The sequence below is a fragment of the Streptococcus sp. 45 genome, assembly GCF_900108865.1.
GTDB lineage: Bacteria > Bacillota > Bacilli > Lactobacillales > Streptococcaceae > Streptococcus > Streptococcus ruminicola.
In genome coordinates this window covers 63755-79075 of the sequence record NZ_FNXZ01000004.1, presented here as the reverse complement: position 1 = coordinate 79075, position 15321 = coordinate 63755, and the positions used below count along the sequence as shown (strand labels likewise).

The 15321-nt window shown below is 38.3% G+C and carries 12 protein-coding genes, 1 tRNA gene and 1 other RNA gene; 6 read left to right on the top strand and 8 right to left on the bottom strand.

Going from position 1 to position 15321, the window contains the following annotated elements; all coding sequences use genetic code 11:
- Positions 1-17: 17 nt before the first annotated feature.
- The 4 genes from BMX18_RS07460 to BMX18_RS07445 all read left to right on the top strand — a co-directional run bounded on the left by BMX18_RS07460 (position 18) and on the right by BMX18_RS07445 (position 2145).
- A complete protein-coding gene (locus BMX18_RS07460; protein ID WP_093815896.1) occupies positions 18-512 on the top strand; it encodes a GNAT family N-acetyltransferase in 495 nt (164 codons plus the stop codon).
- The gene (locus tag BMX18_RS07455) at positions 502-1770 is read left to right on the top strand and encodes a replication-associated recombination protein A (protein WP_074561183.1); all 1269 of its coding nucleotides are present in this window, start codon (positions 502-504) and stop codon (positions 1768-1770) included. Before BMX18_RS07460 ends, BMX18_RS07455 begins: the two co-directional genes overlap by 11 nt.
- Before the next feature lie 109 nt (positions 1771-1879).
- A non-coding RNA gene (ssrS, locus tag BMX18_RS07450) (6S RNA) lies at positions 1880-2070 on the top strand.
- Between the two features lie 2 nt (positions 2071-2072).
- Positions 2073-2145, top strand: a tRNA-Lys gene (locus BMX18_RS07445).
- A 101-nt stretch (positions 2146-2246) separates the two neighbouring features.
- On the opposite strand, the gene BMX18_RS07440 is transcribed toward BMX18_RS07445, so the two are convergent.
- Positions 2247-3671 (bottom strand): isopeptide-forming domain-containing fimbrial protein, encoded by a 1425-nt coding sequence (locus BMX18_RS07440; RefSeq protein ID WP_093815894.1) that lies wholly within the window; start codon positions 3669-3671, stop codon positions 2247-2249.
- A 624-nt stretch (positions 3672-4295) separates the two neighbouring features.
- On the opposite strand from BMX18_RS07440, the gene BMX18_RS07435 reads away from it, so the two are divergent.
- Complete coding sequence (locus tag BMX18_RS07435) at positions 4296-4862, top strand: NAD(P)H-dependent oxidoreductase (RefSeq protein ID WP_093815892.1); 567 nt, start codon at positions 4296-4298, stop codon at positions 4860-4862.
- 30 nt (positions 4863-4892) lie between these two features.
- Here the strand turns inward: BMX18_RS07435 and BMX18_RS07430 are convergent, their stop codons facing one another.
- The 3 genes from BMX18_RS07430 to BMX18_RS07420 form a co-directional block, all read right to left on the bottom strand.
- Complete coding sequence (locus tag BMX18_RS07430; protein ID WP_093815889.1) at positions 4893-5927, bottom strand: aldose epimerase family protein; 1035 nt, start codon at positions 5925-5927, stop codon at positions 4893-4895.
- Between the two features lie 154 nt (positions 5928-6081).
- Positions 6082-8583: a leucine--tRNA ligase gene (gene leuS, locus BMX18_RS07425; protein ID WP_093815884.1), complete on the bottom strand. Its 2502-nt coding sequence runs from the start codon at positions 8581-8583 to the stop codon at positions 6082-6084.
- Between the two features lie 118 nt (positions 8584-8701).
- Positions 8702-9559 (bottom strand): patatin-like phospholipase family protein, encoded by an 858-nt coding sequence (locus BMX18_RS07420; protein ID WP_093815882.1) that lies wholly within the window; start codon positions 9557-9559, stop codon positions 8702-8704.
- A 108-nt stretch (positions 9560-9667) separates the two neighbouring features.
- Here BMX18_RS07420 and BMX18_RS07415 point away from each other — a divergent pair, with 108 nt between their 5' ends.
- Entirely contained in the window at positions 9668-10384 is a 717-nt protein-coding gene (locus BMX18_RS07415) for an ion transporter (protein WP_093815880.1), read from the top strand.
- A 44-nt stretch (positions 10385-10428) separates the two neighbouring features.
- Here the strand turns inward: BMX18_RS07415 and BMX18_RS07410 are convergent, their stop codons facing one another.
- Genes BMX18_RS07410 through BMX18_RS07395 form a run of 4 tightly spaced genes read right to left on the bottom strand, consistent with a single transcriptional unit; the run spans position 10429 to position 15321 of the window.
- On the bottom strand, positions 10429-10974 hold the full coding sequence (locus tag BMX18_RS07410) for a CylK protein (protein WP_180366647.1): 546 nt from the start codon (positions 10972-10974) through the stop codon (positions 10429-10431).
- Complete coding sequence (locus BMX18_RS07405) at positions 10946-12169, bottom strand: glycosyltransferase (RefSeq protein WP_093815878.1); 1224 nt, start codon at positions 12167-12169, stop codon at positions 10946-10948. Before BMX18_RS07405 ends, BMX18_RS07410 begins: the two co-directional genes overlap by 29 nt.
- Before the next feature lie 9 nt (positions 12170-12178).
- Entirely contained in the window at positions 12179-14371 is a 2193-nt protein-coding gene (locus BMX18_RS07400; RefSeq protein ID WP_093815876.1) for a beta-ketoacyl-[acyl-carrier-protein] synthase family protein, read from the bottom strand.
- The gene (locus BMX18_RS07395; RefSeq protein ID WP_093815873.1) at positions 14371-15321 is read right to left on the bottom strand and encodes an aminomethyltransferase family protein; all 951 of its coding nucleotides are present in this window, start codon (positions 15319-15321) and stop codon (positions 14371-14373) included. Before BMX18_RS07395 ends, BMX18_RS07400 begins: the two co-directional genes overlap by 1 nt.

Sequence of the window (15321 nt, the reverse complement as noted above, 5' to 3'; positions counted from 1 at the left end):
ACTTAAGGGGAAATGACATGCAAATACGACCAATGAAGCTAGAAGACATTGAACAAGTCGTTGCCATGGAAAATAAAACTTGGGACAACTTCAATACACCTGCTAGCTTACCAGCCGCAAATAAACATAAAATCATTCAAGCCTTTCAGAATCATTCACATTATCTCGTTGCTGAAGAAAACGGGGTTATTTTGGGAGTTCTTGATTATCACGCTTACTATCCTTTCCCTAGCGCACGTCACGTGGTAAGTTTCATTGTCGCAGTCGACAAAGACACTCAAGGTCAAGGCATCGGACACTCGCTTATCCGAGCTTTCTTTGCCATGGCCAAATCTGATAATTACAAAAAGGTTGTTATCCACGTGCTATCATCAAATAAAAACGCCTGCCGTTTCTATGAAAATTTAGGATTTACTCTAGAAGCAACCCTTAAAAATCAATTCTACCTAAACGGCACTTACGTCGATGACCTCATATACAGTTATTACTTGGAGGAAATACATGCCAAATAATCTCGCTTTACGGATGCGCCCCAAAAACATCGATCAAGTTATCGGGCAAAAGCATCTGGTAGGCGAAGGAAAAATCATTCGCCGCATGGTCGAAGCCAACATGCTCTCGTCCATGATTCTCTACGGTCCTCCCGGCATCGGGAAGACCTCAATTGCTAGTGCTATTGCCGGAGCAACCAAGTACGCCTTTCGTACCTTCAATGCCACAACCGACAGTAAAAAGCGCCTGCAAGAAATCGCTGAAGAAGCCAAATTTTCTGGTGGTCTGGTTTTACTCCTCGATGAAATTCATCGTCTTGATAAAACCAAACAAGACTTCCTCTTACCCCTACTTGAAAATGGAAACATCATCATGATTGGGGCAACCACAGAAAATCCATTTTTCTCAGTGACACCTGCCATCCGCTCCCGCGTACAAATTTTTGAGCTAGAACCACTATCAACCGACGATATCAAACAAGCTCTTCAAACGGCTTTATCAGATAAGGAGCGCGGCTTTGAATTTGATGTTGATATTGATGCGGATGCTCTTGATTTCATCGCAACAGCTACCAACGGTGATTTGCGCTCTGCCTTTAACTCTCTAGATTTAGCGGTCATGTCAACCAAAGCTGATGACAAAGGCATTCGCCACATTAACCTTGACACCGTTGAAAATAGCTTGCAGCGCAGCTACATTACCATGGACAAAAACGGCGATGGACACTACGATGTGCTCTCAGCCCTTCAAAAATCCATCCGTGGTTCTGACGTTAATGCTAGCCTGCATTACGCAGCTCGCTTAATTGAAGCTGGGGATCTGCCAAGCCTTGCTAGAAGACTGACTGTCATCGCGTATGAAGATATCGGTCTTGCCAATCCCGATGCCCAGATTCATACCGTCACAGCCCTTGATGCCGCTCAAAAAATCGGTTTTCCTGAAGCCCGCATCTTGATTGCTAACGTCGTGATTGACCTAGCCTTATCACCAAAATCAAATTCAGCCTACACAGCTATCGACGAAGCTATCGCTGATTTGCATAAAAATGGCTCACTACCAATCCCACGCCATTTGCGTGATGGACACTATGCTGGTAGTAAAGAGCTTGGTAATGCCCAAGATTACAAATACCCTCACAACTATCCTGAAAAATGGGTGAAACAACAATACCTTCCAGATAAATTGGTCGGCAAAAATTATTTTGAACCCAACCAAACAGGCAAATACGAGCGTGCCCTCGGTGCCAATAAAGAACGCATCGATCATTTATCAAAATAATCACGACCTACTTTCTGTAAGTTTTCTTGAACTTTTTCAAAAAACGCTTTCTAAAATTTCAGTTTATCCCTTGAAAAAATTTTTTAAAGTGGTATCATAATTACATAGGTTATTGCTGTGGCATACGAATTCACATCAATGTGTTGACCGACTAAATTTTTGTATTTCGGGAAACAGTAGTCTTTCTCCAGTATGCAAGCCGTCACACGCGGAAGCGACTAAGGAGAAGCGAGTTGCCCACCTGCTTTAAGATCGCGGGTTCAATACAAAGCGTGAATCACGGTGCCAATACAGCTTCTCATCCTTCCTTAGCTCAGTTGGTAGAGCAGTGGACTCTTAATCCATGGGTCATAGGTTCGAGCCCTATAGGGAGGATTTTCCCACATCCCTGAAGCCTTGCTATTGCAAGGTTTTTTGTTTGTAAAACAAAGGCAAAGCAAAACCCCACACTAGACTAGCGTGGGGGTATTTTTATATTAATTTCTTTCCATACGTTTTTTCGTAATTAATAGAATAACTGCGACAAGAACAAGGATTGAGCCTACAAGATAAAGGATTGTTGTTCCCATACCACCAGTTGATGGAAGAAGAGATCCTTTACGGCTAATGATTTCAGCGGTCAGTGACCCTGCATCAAGGTTTGACTCAAAGCTTGCATCTTTTGATTCTCCTGAAAGTTCTGTAGGCGTATCTAATTTTTTATCATAATTAGCCACAACTTTGAATTCAATTGGTTTAATAGTATTGTAACCATCTGGTGTTTTGGTTTCTTCAAGGATGTATTTACCAGCATCAAGTCCTTTGAAAGAGAATTTTTCTGTTTCACCAACTGTTTTTTTATCAACTTCTACTTTTTTATAAGTGTCGCCATCTTTTACGACTTTGTAAAGCGTAAATTCAGCACCTTTCAAGCTTTCTTTGTTTTTATCAACTTCTTCAAAGATTGCTTCGTAGGTGTAGACTTTGACAACTTTCTCAGGAGTTTTACCTGTACTTGCTCCGACACCAGTATTATTAGGGTTGTTTGAGTAAATCAACTCAACGCTACCTGTGTTACCAGCTGAACCCAAAACAGCATTTTCATTAAGAGTTGCATTATATTCAATTACGATTTTTGATGATGACGTAAGCTTACTAAGCGATTTTAAATTATCAATTTTAAAATTTAAGCCATCGAGTTTAAAGTATTTTGTAACATCTATTTGATTTTTTCCATTAACAAGATAAACCGTTGCATCACCATTGTAAGTCAATCCTGGTGACAATTTATCTGCTAACTCAAAATAGTAGCTCTCATAAGAGTCTAGGTTATCTGGCAGAGTCGCTGTCAATTGAAAAGGAATTTTATCTTTCACATCATAGTCAGCATAGTCTTGCCAGTCACTAACAGTACCAGTTGTGTCATTAGTTTCTTTAACTTTTTTAGTAACACTTGGAGTTGATGTTTTTGGGGTTACCTTAACATCTTTGACGACTTCCAAGATGTAGTTCGTGTAAGCTTCGTTACTTCCAACTGTCTTATTTTGGACAAGGTAATAACCAGCCGTATGACCAGTTAGACCAGATGCGTTTTGAAGGTATTGTCCTGCTGTTTTAGCAAATTCTTCTGCGTAGCCAGAATTTTCTTTATTGGCATCAAGTTTTTCAGCTACTTCTGCGGCAGAACTCACGCCATATTTTGCTTGAAGAGCTGCTTGACCAGCTGGTGTAATCCCATCTCCCCATTTGATATTGGAAAGAGTTGTTTCATCCGATGACAAATCACCAGTGAAGATTTGGTAGGTTTCATAAGTTCCTGAACCACCGTTAGTAACCGTGATATCATAAGCTAAAGCTTTCCCACCAACAAAAATAAAAAGAGCTGCCATTAGGGTAGCAAGAATAAGTTTAATCTTTTTCATATTAGGTCCTTTTTCCCATTTGAAGAAGATAAAGTCACATTGAACTCAACACTTCTAAATCTTCTATCACTTTCACTTTTTTTCAAAAACTATAGGATACTATTATATCATAAAAATTTACTTTGATAGTTAAAAGTTGCTCATGATTATCACACTTTTGTTAAATATTTCTTTAGTTTTTATTATTTTAGATACAAAAAAGCGCGCTAGTATAGCGCGCTTTGATAGTTATTGAAAAAAAGAAAAGTTTTAAAGGATTAATGCTATTGTATCACATTTCTTTCTTCCAGCAACATCAGCTTTTAATATAAAGATTGTCACAGTGTCAATTCAAACCCATCACAGTTAAATTAACACAAAAAGAGAACCACTAAAAACGTATTATAGTATCACCATCTCAAAACAAAATGTTTAGCTTATCTCAACAAAATCGGCACTGTCCCCAGTGCCAATGGAGATGTAAACAATAATGTTTTGGATAAATTTATTTTATCATAATTAAAGCTTACCACATCAAAATTCCCCAAGAAATATCTTGTCAGTCTGACAAGAGACAGTTTCTACTCTCTTTTTTGAAGCTATTGTGCTAGAATGTAGGTGAAAAAATTGTTCATGGAGGTTACAATGGATACACTCATTATTTACGCGCACCCTTATGACAAAAGTTTCAATCATGCAATCTTAGAAAATGTCGAAGGAACTTTGATGCAAAGTCAAGAAAGATTCAACCTCGTCGACTTATACAAAGACCATTTCAATCCAGCCTACACCAGTGAAGAACTGGCTTTATTTAAGGACGGGAAAACCACTGACCCGCTTGTCGAACAGTACCAAAAATTTTTAACCTCTACTAATCACGTCATTTTCATCTTTCCTATTTGTTGGAATGACACACCAGCAATGATTAAAGGCTTTATCGACAAGGTTATGAAAAAAACATTTGCCTACGAGGTCGGAAAAACTGGCCTTATTGGGCATTTGACCCACATCGAAAAAGTCACAATCCTCACCACATCTACTTCACCAACTTGGTACTTAAGACTTTTTTGTGGCGATGCCATCAAGCGCGTTTTCATCAACGCTACCTTAAAACAACTCGGAATTAAGCATATCACATGGCAAAATATGGGAAATATCGATAAAAGCACCGCACAAGATCGCCATGACTTTCTAAATAATATCAACCTTTAAAGCAAATCAGCACCCATTGGGGTGCTGATTTTAATTGTCTTTATCATATTCAAAAGCAATGGTGTAAGTCTTTTCTTCATTAGCTTGCAAGACAATATCGCCAAAACCATCATGATTAATCGCATTAGGTAAGAATTGAGCTTCAAGAGCTATCGCTTCAAATTCTTTTGCCATTTTACCCTTATCACGCGCTGGGTAAATCCCATCAGGAATACCAACCATACTGTAAGCAACCCAAGCATTACGATCTGAATAAAGTTTAACAGCATCGCCACTTTCTTCATCTTTTAACTCACCACAAGGTGCATCAAGTGAAGCTGGGACTAAAAAGGCATCATCAAAACCGCCTGTTGCCTTAATGGCATCTCCAAGATTTCTGCCAGCTCTAAAATCATAAGCTGTTTCAGAAACGTCAATGAGTTTTCCTGTTGGAATTAGGTCATCACGCGTTTCCAAATAATGGTCCGCTGCCAAAGTAAAGACATGTTTTGTCAAATCTTGTCTTTCTCCAAGGTTAAAGTACACATGATTCGTTGGATTAAAGAGTGTCGCTTGACCGCCATTTTTACCAGTGTATTGAATCGTAAAGCGATTTTTATTATCTAGGGTAAAGCGCACTGTGACAAGCATATCACCTGGAAAACCATCCACACTTTCTTTAGCATTATAAGTCATGACAATGCTAGTTTGATTGCGTTCTAAATCAACACAAGCTTGCCAAATTTGCTTATGAAAACCTTGAGGCCCACCATGAAGCGTATTGCCATTTTCATTTTGCGGAAGTTGCATGAGCTTTCCATCAAGTTTAAACTGACCATGATTAATGCGTCCAGCAACACGACCAATAGATTGTCCAGCGCACAAAGTATTCTTGCCATATTCATCAGGATCATCAAAACCAATGATGATATTTTTGTGTCCACCTTTTCCATCTGGCACCAAAAATTCTTGCCAAGTTGCTCCCAAAGTTAACAAACCAACTTGCACATCATTGTCATTGACAATCGTGTATTTTTCAATATTTTTCCCATTAATTGTTGCTACAATTTCTTGTACTACTTTCATTTTTCTCCCTCTTTCTTAGGTCTTGTCTTTATTTTACTCCTCCTAAAATTTTTTGTAAACGTTTTCTATCCATCTTTACCAAGGTTTTACTAAAACTCAATTTTTACCAACAAAAAAAATCCTGCCCTTAAGGACAGGATTTATCTATTTAAACTTATTTCACAACAATATTTACAAGTTTATTAGGCACCGCAATCACTTTGATAATGTCTTTACCAGCGATTTCATCTTGAATTTTTTCGTTTGCAAGAGCAAGTTTTTCAAGTTCTTCACGGCTTGAGTCTTTTGGTACAACAAGTTTTGCACGAACTTTACCTTTGATTTGGATAACAATTTCAACGTCGTTTTCAACGAGTTTTGATTCGTCCCATGTTGGCCATGCAACGTATGAAATTGATTCACCTGAATGTGTCAATTCTTGCCACAATTCTTCTGAAAGGTGTGGTGCAAATGGTGCTAACAATTGTACAAAGCCTTTAGCGTAGTCAGCAAAGAGTTTATCTTCTTTGTTAGCAGCGTTAACGAAGACCATCAATTGTGCAATAGCTGTGTTGAATTTCATTGCTTCAAGTTGTTCAGTAACAGCTTTGACAGTTTCATTATAAACTTTATCCAAGTTTCCGTTGTTTTCAGCTACGACTTCTTTTGTTGTCAACAAGCGGTAAACGCGGTCGAGGAATTTACGTGAGCCTTCAAGACCTTCTTCAGACCAAGCGATTGAAGCATCAAGTGGTCCCATGAACATTTCGTATACACGAAGAGTGTCGGCACCGTAACGTTCAACTACATCGTCAGGGTTAACAACGTTTTTAAGTGATTTAGACATTTTAGCTGGTGCTTGTTCAAGTTCTTCACCAGTTTCGATGTGGAAGAATGAACCGTCACGTTTTTCAACTTTATCAGTTGCTACAAGGGCACCACGGTGATCGCGGTAGCTTGTTCCCAAAATCATACCTTGGTTGAAGAGTTTTTGGAATGGTTCTTTAGTTGGAACAACACCTAAATCGTAAAGGAATTTGTGCCAGAAACGAGCGTAAAGAAGATGAAGCACAGCGTGTTCAGCACCACCGATGTAGATGTCAACTGGTAACCAAGCTTTAAGAAGCTCTTCGTCAGCCAATTTTTCATCGTTGTGTGGATCGATGTAGCGAAGGAAGTACCAGCTTGAACCAGCCCATTGTGGCATTGTGTTTGTTTCGCGACGACCTTTAACACCATCTTCACGAGTCACTTCAAGCCAATCAGTCAAGTTAGCAAGTGGTGATTCACCTGTACCTGAAGGTTTGATGTCTTTTGTCACTGGCAATACAAGTGGTAGTTGATCTTCTGGAACAGCTGTTGTTGTACCATCTTCCCAGTGGATGATTGGGATTGGTTCACCCCAATAACGTTGACGTGAGAAGAGCCAGTCACGCAAGCGGTAAGTCACTTTCTTGTTACCAACACCTTCTGCTTCAAGCCATTCAACCATTTTGTCAATAGCTTGCGCTTTATCAAGACCATCTAGGAATCCAGAGTTGATGTGAAGACCGTCTTCTGTGTAAGCTTCTTCTTCAACATTTCCACCTTCAAGAACTGGAATGATTTCCAAATCGAATTGTTTTGCGAATTCCCAGTCACGTGTATCGTGAGCAGGAACAGCCATGATAGCACCAGTACCGTAGCTTACAAGAACGTAGTCTGCAATCCAGATTGGCATTTCTTTACCATTAACTGGGTTGATAGCATAGCTACCAGTCCAAACACCAGTTTTTTCTTTAGCAAGGTCTGTACGAGCAAGGTCAGATTTAAGGCTTGCTTGGTGTTTGTAATCAGCAACAGCTTGTGCTTGTTCAGGTGTTGTAATTGCTTCAACAAGTGGATGTTCAGGTGCCAAAACAGCGTAAGTTGCACCAAATAGTGTATCTGGGCGAGTTGTAAAGACTGTAAAATCTTTGTCGCTATCTTTAACTTTGAAGGTTACATTAGCACCAGTTGATTTACCAATCCAGTTACGTTGCATATCTTTGATTGATTCTGGCCAATCAAGATCATCCAAATCTTCAAGCAAACGTTCTGCATATGCTGTGATTTTAAGCATCCATTGACGCATTGGTTTGCGGACAACTGGGTAACCACCACGTTCAGATGTTCCGTCAGGAAGCACTTCTTCGTTGGCGATAGCTGTACCTAATTCTTCAACCCAGTTAACTGGTACTTCAGCTTCGTATGCCAAACCTTTTTCATACAATTTTGTGAAAATCCACTGAGTCCATTTGTAGTAGTTAGGGTCAGTTGTGTTCACTTCGCGGTCCCAATCATATGAGAAACCAAGTGAGTTGATTTGACGTTTGAAGTTAGCAATGTTTTTAGCTGTAAATTCAGCTGGGTCATTACCAGTGTCCATTGCGTATTGTTCTGCTGGAAGACCAAAGGCATCCCAACCCATTGGGTGAAGAACGTTATAGCCTTGAGCACGTTTGAAACGGCTAAGAATATCTGTCGCAGTGTATCCTTCTGGGTGTCCTACGTGAAGACCAGCTCCAGATGGGTATGGGAACATGTCTAATGCGTAGAAGTTTGGTTTATCCGCATCTGTTCCTGTTTTAAAAGTATGGTTATCAGCCCAAAAGGCCTGCCATTTTTTCTCAATCTCTTTGTGATTATAAGTTGCCATGTCATTTCTCCATGTTCTTAGTATTGGTTACTATTATACCACGAAAAGAATAAAGAAAAAAGGCGAAATCACGGGGGATTTCACGCCTTTTAGTAGCCAATCAAAAAATTTTTGCAAATCAAAGATTTCCTGATTCATCTGACAGATATTCTTTCAATTTCGCCATATCATTTTTGGCATCTGCTAAGCCGACTTGGTAAATTTCTTCGTATTTTTCTGGGTTTGTTTCGAGTCGTCCGATTTCAAGGTTTTGGCTTGGTCGAATGGCAAAAAGTTCGCCTTTATTTTCCAAATCAATAATGTGCTCAACCGTGTCATTATAGTGCTGATAACGTTTGGAAGCCACTTCTACGAATTTTGGATATTTTCTATAAAAGAGTTTGTAAAGACGACCACTGCTTGATTTTTTACGGTAATCAATCGGGCGTGTTAGCACCACAATCAATTTATCAAAGCCAAGACTTCTAGCAAAATCAACTGGAATACTATCTGACAAGCCACCGTCAAGATATTTTTGTCCTTTCCATTCTACGATTTTTGAAGCTAATGGCAGAGCAGAGCTAGCTCGGAGCAACTCCATTTGGTCAAAGACATTATCAACTTTGTGGTATTCGGGTTTTCCAGTTGCTAGGTTCGTCACCGTTGCGTAAAAAGGAACTCCTGACTCTTCAAAAGCTTTTTCATCAAAAACATCCAATTCCATTGGAACCTTGTAATAGGCAAAGTCTTTATTAACGACATTTCCTGTTTTTAACCACGAACGAAGCCCCATATAATTTGGGTAAGAAGCGTATTTTTTATTGTAACGAATGGCACGACCTTTTTGTTTTGACAAGAAATTAACACCGAAAAGTGCCCCTGCCGACACTGAAACAACACCGTCGACCTTAATCCCTGCCTCTAAAAACGTATCTAGCACACCTGCTGTGTATAAGCCACGCATGCCGCCACCTTCTAGTACTAAACCAACAGACATTCTCTTCCTCCGTTCTTTCTAATTTTGTTACTTATTATACCAAAAACTGAGCTATTTAGATGGATTTTGCTATGTTATAATAGTCCTAAGAATTCAAAGGAGATAGTTATGCGAAAGAAAATCTACAACATTATCGAGCCAACTAAAAATATAACTACCGTCGAAAAAATCTATGATATTTTCATGATTCTTGTCATCATTGCAAGTTTACTTCCGCTAACTATCAAAACGCATTTTACTTTTTATGCGATTCTGGAAAATGTAACCACTCTGATTTTTATCATTGATTACGTATTACGCCTGATGACGGCTGATTTCAAACTCAAGCAAGGAAAAATCTCTTTTATCAAATACCCTTTTACTTTCCTTGCGATGACAGACCTTATTGCCATTTTATCTTCTTTATTATTTTGGAATAACACTTTTCGATTATTCAAAATCGTGCGTATGATTCGTACCATTCGCGTTTTCAAACTCTTTCGTTATTCTAGAAGTATCAACATGCTCATCCATGTTCTTAAAAAGCAAAAAGAATCTTTGTTAATCGTTGGAGCTTTAGTGGTTATCTACATTTTCATCTCTGCTCTAGTCATTTTCAATGTCGAGCCAACGACTTTTGCCAACTTCTTTGACGCACTTTATTGGGCAACTATCTCTCTGACAACCGTTGGCTACGGTGATATTTATGCCGTTTCTGCTATCGGAAAATTAATCACCATGATTTCATCAATCCTTGGCGTGGCAATCATTGCGCTTCCTGTCAGCATTATGACCGCAGGCTATCTTGAAGAAATCGAAACAAGACGCCACCGACACAAACATTAAATAACTAAAAAGCTGAACTCTTAAAAGAGCTCAGCTTTTTGATATTACAATGTCAGATGAACAATTTCTGATGTATCTTCAAAAAAATAACCTAATAGATAATTCTCAAATGACTCATAAGTGATTTTATCCGTGCTTGGGCATTTAAAACGAATTTCCTTTTCTAACCATTTTTGATAAAAAACTAGCTTTTTATCAGCAATTGGTTGATAACCTAAAAATTTATCGTAAACTGTTTCAGAACGATCACGATATTCTTCCAAATCAACTCCACAAAGACCACTTGGAGAATAGATTAAAACATGGTAATTGCTTGAATTAGAATAAGAGATGTGCCCTTGTGGTAATGAAATTAGATATGTACTAGCTACCGAAAAAGCTTTTTTACAAACTTCTTCTGAAAAGCCAAGCACCTTTAAAGCGCGATAAACAAAATGACTCCCCTGCAACAATTTTTCTCTTGTTACCTCTCGACTAGCAGTCTGATAACGAGCTAAACGCTCACCCGTCAGACAATTTTCCAAATCATGACTAACATTTTGAGATAGAATAACAACATTACTATTTGTTCTGTGAGATAAATGCTGCAATTTCCGCCTCCGCTTTTTCTAAAGAATGCTGCGCTTCTTCTTTTATCTGATGAGTTAGTGCTAACATATTTTGCTTATAGTCAGTTAAATGCTCAGTAAAATCACTAATTACCCCAGTTAAATTTTGTGCTGTCGGATTTTCAAGCAAAAGCGCTGCCTGCTTCTTGCTAAATTTTTTAATATTCCAGAATTGTTCATTAAAAAAGGGAATACCAATAAAAGGGATGCCTTGTGCAGCCATAGCATAGACTGTCCCTTGACCACCGTGAATAATTGAAAATTCAATATTTGAATCAAGTGTTGAAAAATCAAGGAAATCAATTGCCTGAATATGTGAACCAGGTAACTTTATTTTTCTGCCACAAGTCGTTAAAAGATAGCAACGATTTTTTGGTAATTTAGTCAAAAATTCCTCAACCCATTCTTTTTTAAAAGATGTTCCAAAACTTAACAGAATTTTTGAAGTTTCTTTTTCCATGTGCGATGAGAATCCAACGTCATCAATCAAGATTGGACCAATAGTTTTGTAAGTAGAGTTGTCTGGAAAATCATAGAATTTGGAATAATCTGCAACCAAATTAAGATTTCCTTTAAACAGTTCTAGTGCATTGTTAAAAGGCACCCCACCATTTTTCTTGAGGTAAGTGTTCCAAGTACTGACGTTACTTGAATAAGAGGTAATCATCTTCTCAACAGTCTTTTTCATTTGTTGCTGATTGAGCTGAGAACGCCTGCGAGTTGATTGAAAATATTTGTTATTAGAAAATAGACCTTCTGAATTTTCAACAATTTCACTAATATGTGTTGCCCCAGAAATAATCCAAATAAGAGGTGTTTCTTCTAGACGACAACTCGTAACCATGCTAAGACGATAACCCGTTACCACCGCATCAAAGCTTTCTTGGCGCAATAATTTTCTCTCAAAATCACAAACCATTTCAATCTCATCTTCCGTCAAAAAGTTAAAATCAGTCGACAAAGAGAAGAAAAAATCATACCGTTCTTTGTTGTAAATGGCATTATCAGCAGAGCAATGATGCCAAGTATAAGCCGCATTATTGAAAATGAAAGGATAATATGAGTTCCCAATAATATGAATCTCATGACCTTTTTGCCACAAATGGTCTGCTAGTTTTGATAAACGTTGACTCTCACCAAGGTTCATCATAAAGGGGGCAAATAAGAATTTACTCATAGTTACCACCTATTTTTCAATAATAGCAAATGAAATCCCGCCAAATTTTGAATACGATAATACTAAATAATATCCTGACGACAAATCTTCATTAACTACAAAATCAATCTCTTCACCAGCACCATTTGAAGCAAATGAAAATTCATGTTCAGCCAGATTTTCATAACCATAAGTATCCATCAAGGATTTCAAAAAATCATAATCTTTGCTATCAATTTTTTTACATGAATTCCAAACACATGCCTTAATATCTTGTGACGTCAAAGATAATTTTTTCAATAATTCTTGGAAGGCTTGGTCAAAAATCGCTGCCACTTCTTGCAAGGATTTTCCCTGATATTTCAGCTGACGGCTTCCTAAAATGGTTGCTGTCTGCTCTGCTTGTTCACGTGAAAGAATTTGCACTGAGCAATAATCTGCACACACAAAATCACTACTATCGTAGCGCATCTGTTGCCACCACATCATGCTAAATTCAGTCCATTGATTAGCTGAAACAAGAATCACCTGATTAAGGTCATCATGCTTCATCATTTCCTTAGCGTACTGAATACCATCAATAGCTCCACTATTACTTGAAATGACAGAAACTGGTCCTTTGATTTTAAAGAGAATAGAAAGCATACCAGCTGCCGCATTCATAACCGTAAATGGAAAACGTGAAGCAGAAACATGAGCATAGCCTTCTTTAGTGATTTGTTCTTCAATACCTTCGACAACTTCAACAGGTCCTGATGGTGTCACAAAAACAATCCCGACTTTTGAAGTATCCATTTTTTTCAAATTAAGACCACTGCTTCGCAAGGCCTTATCTGTGGTTAAAGCGACCATTTTTGAAAAGTCATCCATCTTGCGGAACTGCGCTGGATTAATAGTCTTAGGTGGCATAGCTTTTTTGAAGCGATAAGCTTTAAACTCATTAAACGCATTGTCACAAAGCTGATATTGCTTGCTGTCTGCTGCAGTTTTGTCAAGTGAGCTAGCTGATGAAAGAATAGCTAATGTCATATCGTCTGTGACTGAGAATGTCTCCAAATCAGAATCCAAAGACGACAAAAGAACCCCGCTGTTATTTCCACCAAAAGCAAATGAAAAATTCATGACATTTTTGATAACATGTTCACGTTTTTGATTGTAAACAAAATTATCTGGGAATCCTTCATGACCGATACTATTTTTCGTTGCAGGAACAGTTTGTTCTTCAATAGCAGCCAAACAATTAATCAACTCGATAATTCCTGCTGCACCAAGCGTGTGACCCGTCTGACCTTTGGTACTGCTGACAAGTGTTGTTTCTGGGAAAAATTTATGGTACATATTCTTTTCCATTTTATCGTTAGCTTGAGTACCTGTACCATGACCATTGATATAATCAACATCTTTAAAATCAATGCCTGCTTTTTCCACTAAAGTCTGAGCAATATGTGCTGCACCTTCACCAGTTGGTTTTGGAGCAGTAATATGATAAGCATCCGATGTAATCACACCACCGATAATTTTTCCGTATTTGGCCAAAGCCTTATCTTTGACCAAAATAACAAAACCTGCTCCTTCACCAAGATTAATCCCTTTTCCAGATGAATATGGCTGACACGCCATGTTGGCACTGATTGCACCAAGCGAAGTAAATCCTGCTAATGAAATATCACTCAGTTCATCACAACCGCCACAGATGGCGAGATCACATTCGTCATCTTGTAAAAGCTGCGTTCCTAAAATAACAGCATTATTACTAGCTGAACATGCTGTTGAAATGACATAAGTTTCACCTACAATATCATGGTAAGCCATCAATTCATCAGCAATATGGTGAACGGATGTCTCAGCCAATAAATCTGCTTCAACCTGATAGTCACCATCAAGGAAACGATAAAGTGCTTCTTGCCCAGCAACCTTACCTCCAAGTGACGTTCCCAAACACATGGCAACTCTGTGATACTTTTTCAAGTCAATTCCCGAAGAATCAAGAGCTTCTTGCAAAGCTGAAAAAGCAAATTTAAAGTTGCGAGTCTCATTTTGATAACAATCAGGAACTTTTGGGTCGTCAAACACACGTCCTGTGTAAGCTTCCAAAGTCCAACCATGGTTGTTATAAGTATTTTTTGTAATGCCTTCTTTCATGGCAAAAAGATTAGCTTTATGCTCAGCATAATTTTGCCCAAGTGAAGAGACAATTCCTAAACCACTAACATATACTGTCATTATTTATTCCAACTTTCTGGGATGCGATATGGGCTTGAGAGGGTTGTCAAAACTTGACCAGATTCAACAACAAAATAAACGCCTGAATGTGCGAAGTCTTTTTTGATAGTCATCAAGCCTAAGTTGCTTTCATTGCTACTAACATCATCTGCTGACCAAATTACCTTTCCGACAACTTGGCCATCAAATAAAACCTCTGTTCCTTCGGTAATCTTTTCAGTAGACTTGAATCCAACACTACGTAAATTAGTCATCTCTGCAGTTTCCAGGAAAGCGTCTCTACCACGAAATTCTTCCTTAGTAAAATCAAGATTCCAAGAATAACCGAGCTCATAAAGTGAATAGTCAGCATTTTCGTAAATGCTTGTAATTGGTTGACCAACCTCAAAACGAAGAAAATCATCCAAATCTCCATCAAATGTGGCTGTATCAGCAAATACCTCTGCAAGAAACTGGTCAAACACAGCAGTAGGTAAGAAGAATTGGTAGCCAAATTCACCTGAAAAACCAAAACGTGCTAAATAAGCTGCTTGGTCTTGGTAGGTCATCTCAGCCATACCACGGAAATTCAAAGTAGAAATGTCGTATTCGTAAAATGCTTGAGCAATATCACCTGATTGTTTACCTTCTACTTGAACCATTTTATAATCAGCAGAAATATCGGTCATTGAAAACTCAAAATCAATACCTGCAAAATAATCTTCTAAGGCTTTATGACTAGCCAGCCAATAACTATCCTCGAACTTATAAAAAGTGACTTCATCAAAAACTTTTCCTTCTTCATCAAGCAAGAAAGTATAACCACAAGTATCAGTATCTGCAAAAACAATATTTTTTGGTAAAACGAGATCTAAAGCTTCCTCGCACTCATCACCAGCAATCTCATAAAGATAACCATCGTAGATTTTATAAGCTTTATCTGTTCGTAATGTCGTATAAATGCTTGTCAT

Excerpts from the sequence above, each read along its gene's own strand:
- BMX18_RS07440 (WP_093815894.1), bottom strand. The coding sequence starts at position 3,671 with ATGAAAAAGATTAAACTTATTCTTGCTACCCTAATGGCAGCTCTTTTT.
- BMX18_RS07395 (WP_093815873.1), bottom strand. The coding sequence starts at position 15,321 with ATGACAAGCATTTATACGACATTACGAACAGATAAAGCTTATAAAATC.
- leuS (WP_093815884.1), bottom strand. The coding sequence starts at position 8,583 with ATGGCAACTTATAATCACAAAGAGATTGAGAAAAAATGGCAGGCCTTT.
- BMX18_RS07435 (WP_093815892.1), top strand. The coding sequence starts at position 4,296 with ATGGATACACTCATTATTTACGCGCACCCTTATGACAAAAGTTTCAAT.
- BMX18_RS07400 (WP_093815876.1), bottom strand. The coding sequence starts at position 14,371 with ATGACAGTATATGTTAGTGGTTTAGGAATTGTCTCTTCACTTGGGCAA.
- BMX18_RS07405 (WP_093815878.1), bottom strand. The coding sequence starts at position 12,169 with ATGAGTAAATTCTTATTTGCCCCCTTTATGATGAACCTTGGTGAGAGT.
- BMX18_RS07420 (WP_093815882.1), bottom strand. The coding sequence starts at position 9,559 with ATGTCTGTTGGTTTAGTACTAGAAGGTGGCGGCATGCGTGGCTTATAC.
- BMX18_RS07430 (WP_093815889.1), bottom strand. The coding sequence starts at position 5,927 with ATGAAAGTAGTACAAGAAATTGTAGCAACAATTAATGGGAAAAATATT.
- BMX18_RS07460 (WP_093815896.1), top strand. The coding sequence starts at position 18 with ATGCAAATACGACCAATGAAGCTAGAAGACATTGAACAAGTCGTTGCC.
- BMX18_RS07415 (WP_093815880.1), top strand. The coding sequence starts at position 9,668 with ATGCGAAAGAAAATCTACAACATTATCGAGCCAACTAAAAATATAACT.
- BMX18_RS07455 (WP_074561183.1), top strand. The coding sequence starts at position 502 with ATGCCAAATAATCTCGCTTTACGGATGCGCCCCAAAAACATCGATCAA.